This window comes from Oryzihumus sp. JJN4-3R, assembly GCF_057747915.1.
Genome location: NZ_CM173229.1, coordinates 2,075,835 through 2,094,059, shown reverse-complemented (window position 1 = coordinate 2,094,059; position 18,225 = coordinate 2,075,835). Strand labels below are relative to the sequence as shown.

17 protein-coding genes and 3 tRNA genes are annotated in these 18,225 nt (G+C 72.3%); 10 read left to right on the top strand and 10 right to left on the bottom strand.

Annotated features, from left to right (window positions below; all coding sequences use genetic code 11):
- Positions 1-36 precede the first annotated feature (36 nt).
- Both AC3ANM_RS09750 and AC3ANM_RS09745 read left to right on the top strand, forming a co-directional pair.
- Positions 37-486, top strand: a complete 450-nt coding sequence (locus AC3ANM_RS09750) for a helix-turn-helix transcriptional regulator (RefSeq protein ID WP_488284218.1) — start codon at positions 37-39, stop codon at positions 484-486.
- Positions 487-491: 5 nt separating this feature from the next.
- Positions 492-902, top strand: coding sequence for a VOC family protein (locus AC3ANM_RS09745; protein WP_488284217.1), 411 nt, complete (start codon positions 492-494; stop codon positions 900-902).
- Positions 903-948: 46 nt separating this feature from the next.
- Here AC3ANM_RS09745 and AC3ANM_RS09740 read toward each other — a convergent pair whose 3' ends face one another.
- The 4 genes from AC3ANM_RS09740 to AC3ANM_RS09725 all read right to left on the bottom strand — a co-directional run bounded on the left by AC3ANM_RS09740 (position 949) and on the right by AC3ANM_RS09725 (position 3,326).
- Positions 949-1,176, bottom strand: coding sequence for a hypothetical protein (locus tag AC3ANM_RS09740; RefSeq protein WP_488284216.1), 228 nt, complete (start codon positions 1,174-1,176; stop codon positions 949-951).
- Positions 1,177-1,325: 149 nt separating this feature from the next.
- Entirely contained in the window at positions 1,326-1,937 is a 612-nt protein-coding gene (locus AC3ANM_RS09735) for a sulfocyanin-like copper-binding protein (protein ID WP_488284215.1), read from the bottom strand.
- Positions 1,938-2,031: 94 nt separating this feature from the next.
- A complete protein-coding gene (locus AC3ANM_RS09730; protein WP_488284214.1) occupies positions 2,032-2,949 on the bottom strand; it encodes a cation diffusion facilitator family transporter in 918 nt (305 codons plus the stop codon).
- Positions 2,949-3,326 carry an ArsR/SmtB family transcription factor gene (locus tag AC3ANM_RS09725; protein WP_488284213.1) on the bottom strand — a complete coding sequence of 126 codons (378 nt, stop codon included), beginning with the start codon at positions 3,324-3,326 and terminating at the stop codon, positions 2,949-2,951. The genes AC3ANM_RS09730 and AC3ANM_RS09725 overlap by 1 nt, the downstream gene beginning before the upstream one ends.
- Before the next feature lie 282 nt (positions 3,327-3,608).
- On the opposite strand from AC3ANM_RS09725, the gene AC3ANM_RS09720 reads away from it, so the two are divergent.
- The gene (locus AC3ANM_RS09720; RefSeq protein WP_488284212.1) at positions 3,609-4,259 is read left to right on the top strand and encodes an ATP-binding protein; all 651 of its coding nucleotides are present in this window, start codon (positions 3,609-3,611) and stop codon (positions 4,257-4,259) included.
- Between the two features lie 153 nt (positions 4,260-4,412).
- On the opposite strand, the gene AC3ANM_RS09715 is transcribed toward AC3ANM_RS09720, so the two are convergent.
- Positions 4,413-4,489 (bottom strand) — tRNA-Phe (locus AC3ANM_RS09715).
- A gap of 230 nt (positions 4,490-4,719) precedes the next feature.
- On the opposite strand from AC3ANM_RS09715, the gene AC3ANM_RS09710 reads away from it, so the two are divergent.
- Positions 4,720-6,120 carry a DUF2252 domain-containing protein gene (locus AC3ANM_RS09710; RefSeq protein ID WP_488284211.1) on the top strand — a complete coding sequence of 467 codons (1,401 nt, stop codon included), beginning with the start codon at positions 4,720-4,722 and terminating at the stop codon, positions 6,118-6,120.
- Positions 6,121-6,124: 4 nt separating this feature from the next.
- Here AC3ANM_RS09710 and AC3ANM_RS09705 read toward each other — a convergent pair whose 3' ends face one another.
- From AC3ANM_RS09705 to AC3ANM_RS09685, 5 genes are all read right to left on the bottom strand, one after another.
- The gene (locus AC3ANM_RS09705) at positions 6,125-7,648 is read right to left on the bottom strand and encodes a flavin-containing monooxygenase (protein ID WP_488284210.1); all 1,524 of its coding nucleotides are present in this window, start codon (positions 7,646-7,648) and stop codon (positions 6,125-6,127) included.
- Between the two features lie 208 nt (positions 7,649-7,856).
- Positions 7,857-7,930, bottom strand: a tRNA-Asp gene (locus AC3ANM_RS09700).
- Between the two features lie 22 nt (positions 7,931-7,952).
- Positions 7,953-8,025 (bottom strand) — tRNA-Glu (locus AC3ANM_RS09695).
- A gap of 197 nt (positions 8,026-8,222) precedes the next feature.
- Positions 8,223-9,257: a PHP domain-containing protein gene (locus AC3ANM_RS09690; RefSeq protein ID WP_488284209.1), complete on the bottom strand. Its 1,035-nt coding sequence runs from the start codon at positions 9,255-9,257 to the stop codon at positions 8,223-8,225.
- Between the two features lie 29 nt (positions 9,258-9,286).
- The gene (locus tag AC3ANM_RS09685; RefSeq protein WP_488284208.1) at positions 9,287-10,141 is read right to left on the bottom strand and encodes an oxidoreductase; all 855 of its coding nucleotides are present in this window, start codon (positions 10,139-10,141) and stop codon (positions 9,287-9,289) included.
- 181 nt (positions 10,142-10,322) lie between these two features.
- On the opposite strand from AC3ANM_RS09685, the gene AC3ANM_RS09680 reads away from it, so the two are divergent.
- From AC3ANM_RS09680 to AC3ANM_RS09655, 6 genes are all read left to right on the top strand, one after another.
- Positions 10,323-12,014, top strand: a complete 1,692-nt coding sequence (locus AC3ANM_RS09680; RefSeq protein WP_488284207.1) for a nitrite/sulfite reductase — start codon at positions 10,323-10,325, stop codon at positions 12,012-12,014.
- Positions 12,011-12,739, top strand: a complete 729-nt coding sequence (locus AC3ANM_RS09675; RefSeq protein WP_488284206.1) for a phosphoadenylyl-sulfate reductase — start codon at positions 12,011-12,013, stop codon at positions 12,737-12,739. The genes AC3ANM_RS09680 and AC3ANM_RS09675 overlap by 4 nt, the downstream gene beginning before the upstream one ends.
- Complete coding sequence (gene cysD / locus AC3ANM_RS09670; protein WP_488284205.1) at positions 12,736-13,659, top strand: sulfate adenylyltransferase subunit CysD; 924 nt, start codon at positions 12,736-12,738, stop codon at positions 13,657-13,659. The genes AC3ANM_RS09675 and cysD overlap by 4 nt, the downstream gene beginning before the upstream one ends.
- Positions 13,659-14,984, top strand: a complete 1,326-nt coding sequence (locus tag AC3ANM_RS09665) for a sulfate adenylyltransferase subunit 1 (protein ID WP_488284204.1) — start codon at positions 13,659-13,661, stop codon at positions 14,982-14,984. Before cysD ends, AC3ANM_RS09665 begins: the two co-directional genes overlap by 1 nt.
- A 9-nt stretch (positions 14,985-14,993) precedes the next feature.
- A complete protein-coding gene (locus AC3ANM_RS09660; RefSeq protein WP_488284203.1) occupies positions 14,994-15,719 on the top strand; it encodes a sirohydrochlorin chelatase in 726 nt (241 codons plus the stop codon).
- A 104-nt stretch (positions 15,720-15,823) separates the two neighbouring features.
- On the top strand, positions 15,824-18,223 hold the full coding sequence (locus AC3ANM_RS09655; RefSeq protein ID WP_488284202.1) for an amino acid permease: 2,400 nt from the start codon (positions 15,824-15,826) through the stop codon (positions 18,221-18,223).
- The last annotated feature ends 2 nt before the right edge of the window (positions 18,224-18,225 follow it).

Sequence of the window (18,225 nt, the reverse complement as noted above, 5' to 3'; positions counted from 1 at the left end):
GACCCTATCGAGGCCCTGACGTGGCACGATCGTGGTGTGACCAGTCCGCTCGATGAGGAGCAGCGCCTGCGCGACCTCGCGCGGCTGCGCCGGGTCCGGGACCGGATCGACCGCGACTACGCCCAGCCGCTGGACGTCGAGGCGCTCGCGCGCGGTGTGCACATGTCCTCCGGCCACCTCAGCCGGCAGTTCAAGCTGGCCTACGGCGAGTCGCCCTACGGCTACCTGATGACCCGGCGCATCGAGCGCGCGATGGCGTTGCTCCGCCGGGGTGACCTCAGCGTCACCGAGGTCTGCTTCGCGGTCGGCTGCCAGTCCCTGGGCACCTTCAGCACGCGGTTCACCGAGCTGGTCGGGATGCCGCCGAGCACCTACCGGCAGCAGACCGCCGGTGTGGTGGCGGAGACGCCGTCGTGCGTCACGAAGCAGGTGACCAGACCGGTCAGGAATCGAGAAGCCCTGGCCCCGGAGCTCCACCTAGCCTGAGCGGCATGGACATCACCATCCGCTGGACCTTCCTCCCGCACGAGGACCCGGAAGCCTCCCTGGCCTTCTACCGCGACACCCTCGGCTTCGAGGTCCGCAACGACGTCGGCGCCGGCACCATGCGCTGGATCACCGTCGGCCCGCCCGACCAGCCCGGCACCTCCATCGTCCTGTCCCCGCCCGCGGTCGACCCCGGCATCACCGACGACGAGCGCCGCACCATCCGCGAGATGATGGCGAAGGGCACCTACGCCACGCTCGTCCTCGCCACCAAGGACCTGGACGAGACGTTCGCGAAGCTGGCGGACAGTGGCGCCGAGGTCATCCAGGAGCCGACCGACCAGCCGTACGGCGTGCGCGACTGCGCGTTCCGCGACCCGGCGGGCAACCACCTGCGCATCAACGAGCTGCGCTGAGCCGTCCGGCACGACCCCCTCTCAGGGGTATGCCGCGTCGCCTCCCCTACCGGTCGCGCACCGAGGAGTCCCAGCGCCAACCCTCGCGACGGGGGCGGTCGCCGAGCGGGGCACGTTCGGTGCACCACAGCAGCACCTCGGACGGGGCCCCCTCCGGCGCGTCGGGGAACAGCCGCAGCAGCGCCTGGCGGCTGAGCTCGGCCGGCGGTTCCCCACGCGATGGCGAGCCCGGACCCTGAAGTTCGCCTCCCATGGCGCCGGGTGGCCGATCCACGCCGAGAACCTGGCCGCGTACTTCGCCGGCCGTGAGCCCGGCGACGCCGGCGCGCGGTGGGGTGAGCTCGTCCCGGCATTCCAGGAGCTGGCCGCCAACATGGGCCACGCGCTGCGCGCTGTCCCCGCCGACCGCAAGGCGCCTCGGGCTCAGCCGGCGACGACCGTGAACACCTGCCGCATGCCGCTGGCGTAGTGGTTCGGCAGGTTGCACAGGAGCTCGTAGCGGCCGGGTGCGAGTGTCAGGGTCACCCAGCCGGTCGTGCCCGCGCGGATGCCCTCACCGGCTCCGGAGGCGCAGGAGCTCGAGACCTCGCCGCGGCTTCCCCGTTCATCGATCTTGCCGTCCGGGCCGGGGACACGCTGCCCGGCTGACGTCCCGGCAGCCAGGGGCATGACGACGACCTCGTGGGTGCGCCAGCCCATGTTCCGGGCGACGAAGCTGACCTGGCCGGCGCGGACGGTGGCGGGAAACGCCCGCAGCATCATGTGCGAGCCGGGCGGGGCGCTCGGCCCCGCCATCTGCATCATGCCCATGTCGCCAAGCATCACGTCGACCCGGCTCCCGGGCAGGTTGGAGGGGGCAGAGCAGCTCACGGTGGAGAAGTGGTAGCCGGAGACCGTGCCCATCATGGGGGTGCCCTGGCCCATCCCCATGCCCCGGCCCATGCCCTGGCTGCCGGCGGTGGAGCACCCGGCGAGCACCAGCCCGGAGATGGCGACAGCGATCGCCGTGGTCACCGTGGTCGGCCTCGTCCTCATGCCCTGAGCCAACGCCGCCGGAGGGCTGGTGGGCAGAGTCGTTCGCCCCGGGCCAGACGTCCTTTCGTCGGCGATCCGCAGGCGGCACCCGGGCTCAGGCGTGGTGGGACGCTTCGTGTTCGCGGTGGCCCGGGGCCTCGAGCTGGAAGGTGCAGTGCTCGACGTCGAAGTGGCCGGCCAGGCACTGCCCGAGCTGGTCCAGCACCCGGCCGCCACCGCCGTCGGCGAGGGCATCGTCGGCGACGACGATGTGCGCGGAGAGCACGGGCAGGCCGCTGGTGATGGTCCAGGCGTGCAGGTCGTGCACGTCCAGGACGCCGGGGGTGTCGGTGATGTGCTGGCGGACCTCGGTCAGGTCGACCCCCTTGGGGGTGGCCTCCAGCAGGACGTCGACGGCGTCGCGCAGCAGGGCCCAGGTGCGCGGCAGGATCATGAACCCGATGACCACGGAGGCGATGGCGTCGGCCTGGAGGAAGCCGGTCAGGCGGATGACGATGGCGGCGACGATGACGGCCGCGGAGCCGAGCAGGTCACCCAGGACCTCCAGGTAGGCCCCGCGGACGTTCAGGGACTCCGCCTGCCCACCACGCAGCAGCAGCAGGGAGCCGGTGTTGGCGACCAGGCCCACGACGGCCACGAGCAGCATCACCCCGGTGGAGACCTCCGGGGGCGAGGTGAACCGCCGGACCGCCTCGATGAGCACGTACCCGGCGACGGCGAACAGCAGAAGCGCGTTGACCACGGCCGCGAGGATCTCGAAGCGCTGGTAGCCGAAGGTGCGCTCCGGGGTGGCGGGGCGAGCGGCGAACGCGGCGGCCAGCAGGGCCAGTCCCACCCCGGCGGCATCGGTGAGCATGTGGCCGGCATCGGCCAGCAGGGCCAGGGAGCCGGAGACCAGGCCACCGATGACCTCCGCGATCATCACGGTCACGGTGATCGCGAGGACGCCGAGCAGCCGCTTGCGGTGGGCGCCGGTGGCGGTGCCGTGGGAGTGGTCGTGTCCGGCGCCCATCAGGGGTTGCTCCGTCCGTCGCCGAAGGTGGGGCACAGCACCACCGCGTCACCGGTCGCCGCCAGCAGCTTCTCCGCCGCAGACAGCAGCGCGAACAGCTCCGGATGGGCCAAGGAGAACATCGACGCCCGACCCTGCGGCCGAGAGGTCACCAGGCCGCAGTCCCGCAAGCACGCGAGATGCGCCGACACCGTCGACTGCGCCAGCCCCAGGTGCTCCGTCAGGTCCCGCACCCGGTGCTCACCCAGAGCCAGGTGCTGCACGATCGCCAGCCTGGCCGGGTCACCCAGGCTCCGGAACATGCACGCCGCCGCCGACAGCGCGGAACCCTCGTCCGGATCGGTATTCGCGGCGGGCCTCACCACCTGCTGTTTCATCGCCACCCGACGATGCTATCGGCCGGCCGAGCGCCTTCGGCACGCGACTGCAACCACGCCGGGCTCGTCCGTCGACGGAGGCAGCGTGGGCGGTGACGGGACGGTCGCTCCCGCCATGAGTCGCGCCGATTGCTGGCGACGCGTCCAGCCCGCGACCTCCGACGATCGGGACCGCAAATCAGGCGTAGTGTCGAAGACAGTCAGAGCCCAGTCAGGGAACAGGCACTGCTTCGCGGTGGCCAAGGGCAGGGCCGGCGCAGAACCTACTCATGGCGCTGCATCATGTATCGCAACACGCATTCCTGGTCACGGGAGCAAACGTGGCCGCCCGCCCCAGTCTCCGTCTCCCACACCCGGCGCTTCCTGCGCGAGACGCTGGACCTGTGGGGCCTCCAGACGCTCGGCGATCCGGCCGCGGTGGTTCTCAGCGAGCTGGCAACCAACGCGGTGATACACGCCGGCACCGACTTCACCGTTCGGCTCTCGACCTCAGGGAAGCAGAAGCTGCGCCTCAGCGTGACCGACGGATCGACTCACATGCCACGACGGGCGAGGAACCGTCACGCCACCACCGGACGAGGCCTCCAGCTGATCGACGGCCTGAGCACCGAATGGGGTGCCATGCTCCACGGCGTGGAGGGCAAGACCGTCTGGGCCCTGCTGAGCTCTGGCCACGTACTCGACAACGACATCCCAGAGGCGGTGGACAGTCCTGAGGTCCTCGCCCGGCGCCCGGTCACAGCGAGCCTGTCTGCTCACCCCTCGAGCCGCCGACCCGACGCCGCAGCATCCGGCGGACCTCCGAGCCGGTCAAGCCCCCAGCCCGCCGGTGGGGAGCGCGTGGCCTTCTCGAGTCGTCGGACACGACCCCGCTCGACCAGACAGGGGGATGCCGGGAGCAGGGTCGTGCCACTTCACACGCTAGGCGGCTGAACCGTCCCCCTTGGGGGACATTGGTCCACCATCAGCGGCCCCGCCGTCGACGGTGGCGAAGACCAGGCCGCCGCAGTGAGGGCACTGGGCCACCACACGCGGGGTTGGAACACAAAACCGCAGGTCAGAGGGAATCTGACCTGCGGTTTTCGGTGGTGGCCAGGGGCGGGGTCGAACCGCCGACCTTCCGATTTTCAGTCGGACGCTCGTACCAACTGAGCTACCTGGCCTTGGCAATGCATTCGCGGTGGCCCGAGCCTGCAGGACTGCAGGGGAGCGCATCCGCGACGGCACGAGGATAGCCCATGCGAGGCAGTGCCGCCGACGCCGGGGGAGAGGGCCGCTCAGCGCAGGAGCTGCGGGCCGGCCACCGCAGGTCGAGGGGCGCGGTCACCCCCGGACGATGGGCTGGCCTCCGCCGGTTGGCGGAGGCTCACAGCATCCTCACGGGGAGACCATCGTGGCGGCACGATCCGGAGGGGGTGTGGGCGCGATGATGACCGAGGTGGCGGAGCAGCGCCGCGCCGAGGGGAGGGCCCTGCGCCGGGAGGTGTCGCGTGGTGCCCACGCCGCCTGGCGACCCCCGCACGGACGGCAGGACCCGGTCGAGGCCGTCGTCGAGGACGAGTGGGGCCGGATCCCGGAGCTGCTGCCGGAGCGGCACCGGCGGATGGCCCAGTCCCCGTTCGCCTTCTTCCGCGGGTCGCCCGCCCTGATGGCCGCCGATCTTGCGTCCACGCCGGCGACCGGCATCGAGGTCCAGCTCTGCGGTGATGCTCACCTGTCCAACTTCGGCACGGTGGCCTCCCCCGAGCGGCGGCAGGTCTTCGACCTCGTCGACTTCGACGAGACGATGCCCGGCCCCTGGGAGTGGGACGTCAAGCGCCTCGCGGCCAGCGCCGTCCTCGCCGCACTGGACAACGGACTCGGCACCGGCGTGGGGAGGGCGGCCGCGGTCCGCTCGGTCCGCGCATACCGGGAAGCGACGGCCGACTTCGCCAGCCGCCCCGCGCTCGACGTCTGGTACGCCCAGCTCGCCCTGCCGGACCTGCGCGCACTCGCGCGCCGCCACGGGCGCCGGCGGGTCGACGAGCGAGCGGTCGCGGCGCGCAGGCGGACCAGCGAACGGGCGCTCTCGCGGCTGACCGAGGTCGTCGACGGCCGGCGGCGGCTGCGCCACGAGCCGCGGCTGCTCCTCCCTGCCCGGGAGCTGGTCACGGACAACCCGGCCGAGGTCATGCGCGAGGTCCGGGCGCACTTCGGCGGCTACCTGGCCGCCTTGCCGGTCGACCGTCGCCGCCTGGCGACGCGGTTCGCGTTCCGCGACCTCGCCCTCAAGGTCGTCGGCGTGGGCAGCGTCGGGACCCGCTGTTACGTCGTCCTCCTCGAGGGGGTGGACCGCGGGGAGGCCCTGCTGCTCCAGGTCAGGGAGGCGGGGCCGTCGGCCCTGGCGCCGCACCTGCCGGCCGAGCCGGTCACCCACGAGGGTCAGCGGATCGTCGAGGGGCAGCGGCTGCTGCAGGCCGCCTCCGACCTCTTCCTCGGCTGGTCCGCGGGCTCGACGCCCACGAGGCCGCAGCACTACTGGCGCCAGCTGCCGGACCTGAAGGGCTCGGCCGACGTCGGCGCGCTGGACGCCAAGGGCCTGCTCGACTTCGCCGGGGTCTGCGGCTGGACCCTGGCGCACGCCCACGCCCGCTCCGGCGACGCCGTCGCGGTCACCGGCTACCTCGGCAACGGCGCCTCGTTCGACGAGGCGGCCGGCGACTTCGCCGTGGCCTACGCCGGCCAGGCCGTCGCCGACCACGCCGCGTTCGTCGCCGCGGTCGCCGACGGCCGGCTGGAGGCCGCGGAGGAGTGAGCCGTCAGAGAGCGGACGGCACCGGCGCCGCCTCGCGGTTCGGCGCGAGGCGCTCCCGACGCTCCACCAGACGGCGGGTGACCCCGCTGTATGCCGCGGGGTCCAGTGGCATGAGCCACTGGAGTGCGCGCCGGGCCGGGCCCACGTTCAGGCCGGTGTCGTCGAGCACCTCGTCGATGTTGTGCAGCGAGAAGGGAATGATGTTCGTGCCGCGGGCGTGGTGGCCGTCGGTGCGCTCCTCCATCCACGCGAGGCGCCCCTGCACGGTCGTGCGGCGCTCCTCCAGCGGCGGCAGCTCGTGGCCGCCGATGAGCAGGTCGGCGATCCACACCGCCGCCATCTCGGCGCCGAGCGGGCTGAAGAACGAGGAGTTGTAGCCGGAGAAGAACAGCCGCGGCACGGTCAGCGGCTGGATCTGGCGCCACAGCTGGAAGTTGCCGCGCTCGTCGGTGATCCGGCGCTGCACGTCGGCGTCGAGGAACGGCACCTCCTGGCGGAAGCCGGTGGCGCAGACGAGGACGTCGGCGGGGAGGACCTCACCGTCGCTGAGCTCGACGTGCGGGCGGCCGTCCTTCTCCAGGAGGCGCTCGACGACGCGGTCGCGGCGGACCTCGATGGTGCCGGCGCCGACGCGCTCGTAGAAGCCGTCGGTCGTCAGCGAGACGGTGCTGCGGGCGATGTCCTCGAACGTCCCGTCGGGCACCAGGCCGAGCCGCTCCAGGCCGAGCTGGCGGGTGGCGACCGACTGCACGCTGCCGAGCATCCGGCGGCGCACGCCGTCGCCGGCGCCGTGCAGGAAGGCCTCGAACCCGGTCGGCCGGATCCAGCGGAACAGCGCCTCCCCGAGCCGGGTCAGCATGAGGTACTTGTAGTTGAGGACGCCCTGCAGCCTCGTCGGCATCTTCCACAGCAGCTGCCGCGCCACGACGGTGGTGCTCGTCGCGACGTCACTGACGGGCACCGCGACGTCGCAGGCCGACTTGCCGTAGCCGAGGACCACGACGTCCCGCCCGCGGGCCTCCTCGACGTCGTGGATCTCACCGGGGGCGCAGACCCGGCCACCGGCGGCGCGGAACTCCTCCAGCCCGGGCAGCGGCGGCACCTTCGGCGTGGAGAAGATCCCGTTGGCCACGACCATCTGCTCGAACGTCTCGATGGTGAACTGACCGTCGGGGCCCCGGGAGGCGATCTCCCACGAGCCGCCGTCCTCGGCCAGGGAGGCGCGGGTGACCTCGGTGCCCAGGCGCAGGCAGCCCGCCAGGTCGAACCGCTCGACGTAGGACTCGAGGTAGGACTGCACCTGCTCCCCGCTCGGCCACTCCGGGAACGAGCGCGGCATCGGGTGGTCCGAGAGCCGGTAGGAGCCCTTGTTGTTCTGCGTGCGCAGCCCCGGGTAGCGCCGCGTCCGGCTCCACACCCCGCCGACGTCGGGCGCCTTCTCGAGGACGACGACGTCGAAGCCGACCTGGCGCAGGACCTTGGCCGTGCTCAGGCCGGCGAACCCGGCGCCGATGACCGCGATTGTCACGATGACCTACCTCGGGGCAGACAGAGGGGGACGGTGACAGGGACCGGTCGGCCGCGGCGGCGCAGCGCAGGAGGGGTGTCCGGTTTGTCGGGTTGGCCGAGCCTATCGTTGATGCATCAAGCAGGTCGCAACGATGTGGTCTCGGGCCCCCGGCAGACGAAGAACGCCGCCCCCCGTGTGGGGAGCGGCGTCCTTGGTCCTACTCGAGCGACCCCGACCGGGCTCGAACCGGCGACCTCCGCCGTGACAGGGCGGCGCGCTAACCAACTGCGCTACGGGGCCTTGGTGATGCCATGTTACTGCGTATCCCCAACGGGATTCGAACCCGTGCTACCGCCGTGAAAGGGCGGGGTCCTAGGCCGCTAGACGATGGGGACCTGGGATCTTCCGACCTGTCAGGACCCCCGCCGCTGTCGAGCGACCAGCTCGGATCCGTCGAGGACTCGTGAAGCATAGGGGAGGAGCGCCCCGATCTCCAAAACGGGCGACACGGGTCGATCCCGGCACTGCCGGAGGCGCGGATCGAGCTGCCCGTGAGCCCGTTCGGCAGCGACCCGTCAGCCGGCGGGTGAGGTCACGGCTTCGCCCACGCCAGCAGCCGGTCGACCTCCCAGGTGTTGACGATCCGCTCGACCGGCACGCCGAGGCGCTGGGCCCGCTCGCACCCGTAGGCCAGGAAGTCCAGCTGCCCCGGCGCGTGGGCGTCGCTGTCGATCGAGAACAGGCAGCCCTCCTCCACGGCCATCGCGAGCAGGTCGTCCGGCGGGTCGGCCCGCTCGGGCCGGGAGTTGATCTCGACCGCGACGTCGTGCTCCGCGCACGCCGCGAACACCGCCGCGGCGTCGAAGCTGCTCTGCTCGCGCGTCCCCCGCTCGCCCTCGACGAGCCGGCCGGTGCAGTGCCCCAGGACGTTGACCCGCGGGTTCGACACCGCGGTGACCATCCGCCTGGTCATCGGCCCGGCGTTCATCTTCAGCTTGGAGTGCACCGAGGCGACGACGACGTCGAGCCTGCCGAGCATCTCGGGCGTCTGGTCGAGCTCGCCGTCGTCGAGGATGTCGACCTCGATCCCCTTGAGCAGCCGGAAGCTGCCGTCGAGGTGCTCGTTGACCGCGTCGATCACCCCGAGCTGCTTGGTGAGCCGCTCGACGGACAGGCCGTTGGCCACCCTCAGCCGCGGCGAGTGGTCGGTCAGCACGAGGTAGTCGTGGCCCAGCTCCATCGCGGTCACCACCATCTCCTCGATGGGGGACCCGCCGTCGGACCAGTCGGAGTGGCAGTGCAGGTCGCCGCGCAGCGCCGCCCGCACGTCCTCCCCGCCCGTCACCAGGGGCCCGGAAGCCTTGTCCTCCAACGACTTCAGGTATGCCGGGACCTCACCTCCCAGCGCCTCCCGGATAACCGCCTCGGTCGCCGACCCGATGCCGGGCAGGTCGGTCAGCGTGCCGACCTCGGCGCGGCTGCGCAGCTCCTCGGGGTCGGTCGCGCGGACCGTCGCCGCCGCCCCGCGGAACGCCTTGACCCGGTAGGTCCCGGCGCGGGAGCGCTCGAGCAGGAACGCGATGCGGCGCAACGCCTCGGCGGGCTCGGGGACCGGGTGCTCAGCCATGCCCTGACGCTAGCCCAGGGCGGTGACGCTCAGAGCTTGAACTGCTGGCGCACGAACGTGTCCCAGACCCGGTCGCCGCCGAGTCGGCGCAGCCCGATCATCGCCTTGGCCGCCGGCGTCACGACGTAGCGCGTGCGGGGGCGGTCGGCCTCGACCGCCTTGAGCACGACCTTGGCGACCGCGTCCGGGCCGACGGCCAGCTTGTTGGTGTCGGCGTAGTTCTCGGTGGTGGCGCGGGCGTTGGCAGCCAGCAACCCGGCATACGCGCTCTGCTCCTGACCCAGCCCGCTGTCCGCGGCGATGCCTTCGTGCACGCGGCTCTCGAACCGGGTGCGGATCAGGCCCGGCTCGACGACAACGACGTCGAGGCCGAACGGCTTGACCTCGACCCGCAGTGCGTCGCTGATGGCCTCCACGGCGTACTTGCTCGCGTGGTAGTAGCCGCCGACCGGGAAGACGATCCGCCCGCCCATCGAGCTGATGTTGATGATGCGGCCGCGACCGGCGCGGCGCATGCCCGGCAGGACCAGCTGGGTGAGCCGGGCCAGGCCGAAGACGTTGGTCTCGAACATCGCCCGGACCCGGCCCAGGTCGGTCTCCTCGATCGGGCCGTACTCGCCGAACCCCGCGTTGTTGATCAGCGTCCCGACGCTGCCGTGCACGTCCTCGACGGCCTTGACCGCGGCGGCCATCGACTCCTCGGAGGTGACGTCGAGCGCCAGGATCTTCGCGCCGGCGATCTCGAGGTCGGCCAGGGTCTCGGGGCGGCGTGCGGTGGCGTAGACGGTGTGGCCGGCGCGGACCAGCATCAGGGCCATGGCCTCGCCGATGCCGGACGAGCAGCCGGTGATGAGGACGGGGTCGGGGGAGGCCGGGGAGGTCATGGCGACCAGTGTGCGGTCAGCCCTCCCTCGGGGGGCAATGGAGTATGCCGACTTGTCACCTTTGTCGGGCCGGCTAAGGGGGCGAACCGGGCGATTCCCTACCGCTGACGTGGGAATTCGCCGATCCCGGATGGTGACACGCATTCATTAGTTCGCGTTGGGGCATGGCAAACTTTTGGTTATGACTGCAACGGCTGAGCGGGCGACCCGTGCCCGCGGCACCTCCGGCGGCCAGGGCCAGTGGGCCCTCGGCGAGACCGAGCCGCTGAACCCCAACGAGCGGTTCAAGCGCGAGGACGACGCCCTCAACGTCCGTGCCCGCATCGAGCAGGTCTACAGCCGGGAGGGCTTCGCCTCCATCCCGACCGACGACCTGCACGGCCGGTTCCGCTGGTGGGGTCTCTACACCCAGCGCAAGCAGGGCCTGGACGGCCGCCAGACCGGGCACCTCGAGCCACACGAGCTCGAGGACGAGTACTTCATGCTGCGCGTCCGGGTCGACGGCGGCGCCCTGACCACCGGGCAGCTGCGCGCGATCGGCGAGGTGTCCCGTGACTACGCCCGGGACAGCGCCGACATCACCGACCGGCAGAACATCCAGCTGCACTGGGTGCGGGTCGAGGACGTCCCCGCGATCTGGCAGCGCCTGGAGGGCGTCGGCCTGCTCACCACCGAGGCATGCGGCGACTGCCCCCGCGTCGTGCTCGGGTCGCCGGTCGCCGGGATCAGCAAGGACGAGCTGGTCGACCCGACCTGGGCGATCGAGGAGATCCAGCGCCGCTACGTCGGCAACCCCGACTTCTCCAACCTGCCGCGCAAGTTCAAGTCCGCGGTCACCGGGATGCTCACCAACGATGTCGTGCACGAGATCAACGACATCTCCTTCGTCGGCGTGCAGCACCCCGAGCTCGGCCCCGGCTTCGACCTGTGGGTCGGTGGCGGCCTGTCGACCAACCCCCGCCTGGCCGAGCGCCTGGGCGTGTTCGTCCGCGAGGAGCAGGTGCCCGACGTCTGGGCCGGCGTCACCTCGATCTTCCGCGACTACGGCTACCGGCGGATGCGGCACAAGGCCCGGCTGAAGTTCCTGCTCGCCGACTGGGGCCCGGAGAGGTTCCGCGAGGTGCTGGAGACCGAGTACCTCGGCCACGCCCTGCCCGACGGCCCGGCCCCCGAGCCGACCGAGGACCGGGGCGACCACGTCGGTGCGCACGAGCAAAAGGACGGCAAGTTCTACGTCGGCGTCGCCCCCACCGTGGGGCGCGTCTCCGGGACGCTGCTGCTGGAGCTGGCCGACCTCGTGGAGTCCTACGGCTCGCAACGGGTCCGGCTCACCCCGCACCAGAAGCTGCTCGTGCTCGACGTGCCCCGGCGCCGGGTCGGCACGCTCACCCGCAAGCTGGCCGCGCTCGGCCTGGAGGCCAACCCCTCGGTCTTCCGCCGGCACACCATGGCGTGCACCGGCATCGAGTTCTGCAAGCTCGCCTACGTCGACACCAAGGGCATGGCCACCCGCACCATCGGGGTCCTGGAGGAGCGCCTGGCCGACGTCATCGACGACATCGACGTCCCGCTGTCGATCCACGTCAACGGCTGCCCCAACTCATGCGCGCGCATCCAGGTCGCCGACATCGGCCTCAAGGGCCAGCTGGTCAAGGACGCCGACGGCCAGGAGGTCGAGGGCTTCCAGGTCCACCTCGGCGGCACCCTCGGCCTCGACGCCGGCTTCGGCCGCAAGGTCCGCGGACTGAAGACGACCGCGGAGGAGGCACCGGCCTACATCGAGCGCGTGGTGCGCAACTTCGTCAAGGACCGGGAGCCCGGGGAGCGCTTCGCGACCTGGGCGCTGCGCGCGGATGAGGAGCTGCTCGTATGACGACGACCACGACCGAGGCGCTGGACTGGTCCGCGCTGACCCCCGCCGAGCGCGACGAGGCCATCGCGGCGGCCAACCGGCAGCTCGAGGGAGCTTCGGCGGAAACCGTTGCGGCGTGGGCGGTCGCGCAGTTCGGGGACGACCTGCTCGTCGCGTCCTCGATGCAGGACACGATCCTGCCGCACCTGTTCGCCGGGGTGTCGCCGGGCGTCAAGGTGCTGTTCCTGCAGACCGGCTACCACTTTGCGGAGACGTTGCAGACCCGGGACGTGGCCGCGCGCCGGCTGCCGATCGCGGTCGTCGAGGCGCTGCCGCGGCAGAGCGTGGCCGAGCAGGACCAGGAGTACGGCGCGAGGCTGCACGACCGCGACCCCAACCTGTGCTGCTTCCTGCGCAAGGTCGAGCCACTCGCGCGGGCCCTGGAGGGACACGCCGCGTGGGTGACCGGCGTGCGCCGCGCGGACGCCCCCACCCGGGCCACCACGCCCGTCGTGGCCTGGGACGACAAGCACGACCTGGTCAAGGTGAACCCCCTGGTGGCCTGGTCCGACGAGGACGTCGAGGCCTACCAGGCCGAGCACGACCTGCCCCGCAACCCCCTTGTGGCGCAGGGCTATCCGTCGATCGGGTGCGCGCCGTGCACCCACAAGGTCGCTCCCGGCGCCGACCCCCGGTCGGGACGCTGGAGCGGCAAGGACAAGACCGAGTGCGGGATCCACACATGAGCCAGACGCAGACCCTGACCCAGCCCCTGACCCTGGACCACCTCGACGCCCTGGAGTCCGAGGCGGTGCACATCATCCGCGAGGTCGTCGCCGAGTTCGAGCGGCCCGTGCTGCTCTTCTCCGGCGGCAAGGACTCGGTGCTGATGCTGCACCTCGCGGCCAAGGCCTTCTGGCCGGCGCCGGTGCCGTTCCCCGTGCTGCACGTGGACACCGGGCACAACTTCCCCGAGGTGCTGGAGTACCGCGACCGCACGGTCGAGAAGCTCGGCGTGCGTCTCGAGGTGGCCCGGGTGCAGGACTACATCGACGACGGCCGCCTGGCCGAGCGCACCGACGGCACGCGCAACCCGCTGCAGACCCAGCCGCTGCTGGACGCCATCACCGAGCACCGCTTCGACGCCGTCTTCGGCGGCGGCCGGCGCGACGAGGAGAAGGCCCGGGCCAAGGAGCGCGTCTTCAGCCTGCGCGACGAGTTCGGCGCCTGGGACCCGCGCAACCAGCGCCCCGAGCTGTGGAACCTCTACAACGGCCGCCACCGCCCCGGTGAGCACGTGCGCGTCTTCCCGCTGTCCAACTGGACCGAGCTGGACGTGTGGCGCTACATCGCCCGCGAGGGCATCGAGCTGCCGCCGCTCTACTACGCCCACGAGCGCGAGGTGTTCCACCGCGACGGCATGTGGCTGGCGGTCGGGCCGTTCTCCCAACCTCGCGAGCACGAGGCCGTCGTGACCAAGCAGGTGCGCTACCGCACCGTCGGCGACATGTCCTGCACCGGCGCCGTCGAGTCCGACGCCACCCACGTCAGCGACGTCGTCGTCGAGGTCGCCGCCTCCCGGCTGACCGAGCGCGGCGCCACCCGGGCCGACGACCGCATCTCCGAGGCCGCCATGGAGGACCGCAAGAAGGAGGGCTACTTCTGATGGCCACGACCCAGCCCACCCTGCTGCGCCTGGCGACCGCCGGGTCCGTCGACGACGGCAAGTCCACCCTCGTCGGGCGGCTGCTGCACGACTCCAAGTCGGTGCTGGCCGACCAGCTCGACGCCGTCGAGCGGGTCTCCCGCGACCGCGGCCTCGCCCACGCCGACCTGGCGCTGCTCACCGACGGCCTGCGCGCCGAGCGGGAGCAGGGCATCACCATCGACGTGGCCTACCGCTACTTCGCCACGGCCGAGCGCTCGTTCATCCTCGCCGACTGCCCCGGCCACGTGCAGTACACCCGCAACACGGTCACCGGCGCCTCGACCGCCGACGCCGTCGTGCTGCTGGTCGACGCGCGCAAGGGCGTGCTGGAGCAGACCCGCCGGCACCTGGCCGTCGCCGCGCTGCTGCGCGTGCCGCACGTGGTCGTCGCGGTCAACAAGATCGACCTCGTCGGCTTCGACGGCGCCGTCTTCGCCCAGGTGCGCGACCAGCTCGCCGACGTTGCGCGGGAGCTCGGCCTGCCCGACGTCCGCGCGATCCCCGTCTCCGCCCTCGAGGGCGACAACGTCGTGGACCGGTCCTCGCGGACCGAGTGGTACGACGGGCCCAGCCTGCTCGAGGTCCTGGAGACCCTGCCGGTGGCCGACGACCCCGCCGCGGAGGAGCTCCGCTTCCCTGTCCAGGTCGTCCTGCGTCCGCAGGACGCGGCCCGCGATGCCGCGCACCGCGAATACCGCGGGTATGCCGGCCAGCTCGCCTCCGGGGTGGTCCGGGTCGGTGACGAGGTGGTGGTGCTCCCGAGCGGTCGCCGCACCCGCGTCGCCGGGATCGACGCCCCGCAGCTCGGCGGGCCGGGCCGGGAGCTGACCGAGGCGTTCGCGCCGATGTCGGTCGCGCTGCGCCTGACCGACGAGGTCGACGTGGCGCGCGGCGACCTCATCGCCGCCGCCGACACGGCGCCGGAGCCCACCCGCGACCTGGTCGCCACGGTCTGCTGGCTCTCCGACGTGCCGCTGAGCAAGCGGCCCCGGCTGCTGCTCAAGCACACGACCCGCACCACGCGGGCGATCGTCGGCGCGGTCGACGGCGTGCTCGACCTCGACACCGTGCGGGTCGTCGGCGCCGAGGACCTGCAGCTCAACGACATCGGCCGGATCCGGCTGCGCACGGCCGACCCCGTCGTGGCCGAGCCCTACGCCCGGAGCCGGCGCACCGGGGCGTTCCTGCTCATCGACCCGCAGACCGGCGCCACCCTGGCTGCCGGCATGGTCGGCGACCCGCTCTCCGGTGACGCCACGCACGACGACGAGTGGGACATCTGAGGCCGGCCGATGACCGCTGCCGTCCTGCTGCTGTCCCACGGCAGCCGTGACCCGCGCGCCGCGCGTGTCATCGACGAGCTGGTCGCGGCCGTCCGGGCGCGCAGCGGCGTGGAGGTGCGCGCCTGCCACCTCGACTTCACCGACCCGACGCCGGACGTGGCGCTGCAGGAGCTGGCCACCGAGGGGTTCGACGACATCCGCCTGGTGCCGCTGCTGTTCGCCCCCGGCTACCACCTGAGCACGGACGTGCCGACCGCCGTCGCCTCCAGCGGGGTGACCGGGATCGCCGACGTCAGCATCGGCCCGGGCCTGGTCAGTGACGACCCGCGCTCGCGGGCGCTGCTGCTGCGGGCGCTGACCGACCGGCTGGTCGAGTCCGGCGCCGACGCGTTCGACGGGCTGGTGCTCGGCGCCGCCGGGTCGAGCAGCGCCGAGGCCCGGGACGTGGTGTCCGTCCTGGCCCGCGACCTCGGTGAGCTGCACGGCATACCGGCGGTGGCGGCCTTCGCGTCCGCGGAGGGGCCGCGGGTGGAGGAGGCGCTGGAGACGTTGCGGCACAACGGGTCCGCCTCTCCCGCGGTGGCGTCGCTGTTCGTCGCGCCGGGGCGGCTGCCCGATGTGGTCGCGGCGGGAGCCGCGGGGGCCGGTGCCGTGCCCGTGGCCGACCCGCTCGGGGTCAGCTCCGCCTTCGTCGACCTGCTGCTGCGCCACGCCGGGGTGCCGGCCGCGGTCTGAGGCAGCCGCCGGCGTGCGTGCGGGCGGCTTCGGTGCGGCGATATTGACGCGATCTTGACGGCGGACGGTCAGGTGCCACCTCGCAGCCGACCTACGCTCGAAAGGTGGATGGAACAGCGCTCGTGGACTCACCCGGATCTGCCGCCGAGGCGGCCGGGACCGTTGCGCCACAAGCGCTCCGCGTCGGCGTGGACCTTCCCGAGAAGCTCAGCTACCGCGCCAAGCGCAGGCTGCTCGGCCCGCCGCTGACGACCGACCAGCTCGCCCACGAGCGGCTCTCCAAGAAGCTCGCGCTCGGCGTCCTCGCCAGCGACTGCATCTCCTCCTCGGCATACGGCTCCGAGGAGATCCTGCTCGTCCTGCTGCCCGTCTTCGGGATGACGGCCTACGCGCTGCTGCTGCCGATGACGCTGGTCGTCCTGGTGGTGCTGGTCATCGTGACGCTGACCTACCGCCAGGTCGTGACCACCTACACCAAGGCCGGCGGCTCCTACGTCGTCGCGCGGGAGAACTTCGGCCCGCTGGTGGCGCAGGTCGGCGCCGTCGCGCTGATGCTCGACTACATCGTCACGGTCGCGGTCCAGGCCGCGGCGGGCACCGCGGCGGTCACGTCCGCCGTCCCGAGCCTGGGCGAGTTCTCGCTGGAGATCACGGTCGGCGTCGTCCTGATCCTGTTCTACGGCAACCTTCGCGGGATCCGGGAGGCGGGACGAGCATTTGCCTTCCCGACCTACTTCTTCTTCGGGTCGATGACGATCGTCATCGTCACCGGGGTCATCCGGGAGCTGCTGGGCGACCTGCCCCGCTACGACCCGCTGCACTCACCCGGGGCCTTCCCCGTCGGCCACGGGTCGTCGCTGCTGACCGTCGGCGCGATGTACATCCTGATGAAGTCGTTCGCCAACGGCGGGTCGTCGCTGACCGGGCTGGAGGCGATCTCCAACGGGGTCAGCACCTTCCACCGCCCGCAGGGGCTCAACGCCCGCAGGACCCTCGTGGTGATGAGCGCCATCCTCGGCTTCCTCGTCGGCGGGGTCTCCTGGCTGGCCCACGAGACGCATGCCGTGCCCTACGAGAGCGGCTCCCCGACGGTGATCTCCCAGGTCGCCAAGGCGGTCTTCGGCGACGGGCCGCTGGGCCACGTGCTGTTCCTGGTCGTGCAGACCGCGACGATGCTGATCCTCTACACCGGGGCCAACACGCCGTTCAACGGATTCCCGTTCCTGGCGAACTTCGTTGCGGGGGACGGGTTCCTGCCGCGCTGGCTGACCAAGCGCGGTCACCGGCTGGCCTTCTCCAACGGCATCGTCGTGCTGGCCGTCGTGTCGCTGGCGCTGATCGTCGGCACCGGCGCCCACGTCGACAAGCTCGTCGCGTTCTACGCCATCGGCGTCTTCACCGGCTTCACCCTGGCCGGCTTCGGCATGGCCCAGCACTACCGCACCTTCCGCGAGGGGCGGTGGCAGGCCAAGGTCGTGCTCAACACGGTCACCGGCGCAGTCTCGGCGCTGGTCGTCGTGATCTTCGCGGTCACCAAGTTCACCGAGGGCGCCTGGCTGGTCGTCCTCGTCTTCCCCGTCCTGGTCGTGGTGCTGCTGCGCCTGCACCGCGCCTACCAGCGGGAAGCGGCGGTGCTCCGGGCGTCCCCGGCGGCGGCCCCGCTGCCGCGGGCCGCGCGCACCGTGGTCATCGTGCTCGTGGACAGCGTCGACCTCGCCGTGATCCGGGCCCTGCGGTATGCGCGGTCGCTGCGCCCCAGCGAGCTGCGGGTGGTCCACTTCGTCCTCGACCCCGCCCACGCCGGGACCCTGCAGCGGGAGTGGGACGCCCAGGCCGGGCTCGACCTGCCGCTGGAGCTGGTCGACTGCCCCGACCGCCGGCTGCCGCGCGCCGCCCTGGAGCTGGTCGACCGGCTGCTCGGCGCGGAGGTGGGCTCCACCCAGGTGACGGTGCTGCTGCCGCGCCGGTCGTACGGAGCCTTCCTCGGTCGCCTGCTGCACGACCGCACCGCCGACGACATCGCGGCCGCGGTCTCCCAGGTCGCCGGGGTGGCTGCGACGATCGTGCCCTTCGACGCCTCGCGGGCGCCGTGGCGCCGGGAGCAGCAGACGGGCGCCACGGCCGGCCCGGCCTCGGCCAACGGGCGCGGCCCGGCCGCCGGGGGACTGCGCAGGGAGGCCGGGGCGGCCACTGCCACGGTGACCGCCCCCGCGGGGTGCGTGCCGATCGCGCAGGCGCCCCACCGGCAGACCGCTGTGCTGCAGGGGCGCATCCGCTCCTGCGAGGTCTCGCCGATCTCGGGCACCCCGGCGCTGCGGTGCGAGCTCGTGGACGGCTCCGGCGGGGTGAGCCTGCTCTTCTACGGGCGGCGCGCGATACCGGGGATCGAGCCGGGGGCGACCGTGCGGGTGGAGGGACGGGTCGGGGACTACCGCGGGCACCTGGCGATGGCCAACCCGATCTACCGTCTCCTCCCTCGGGACGGGGCTGGTCCGGAGGCCTGAGC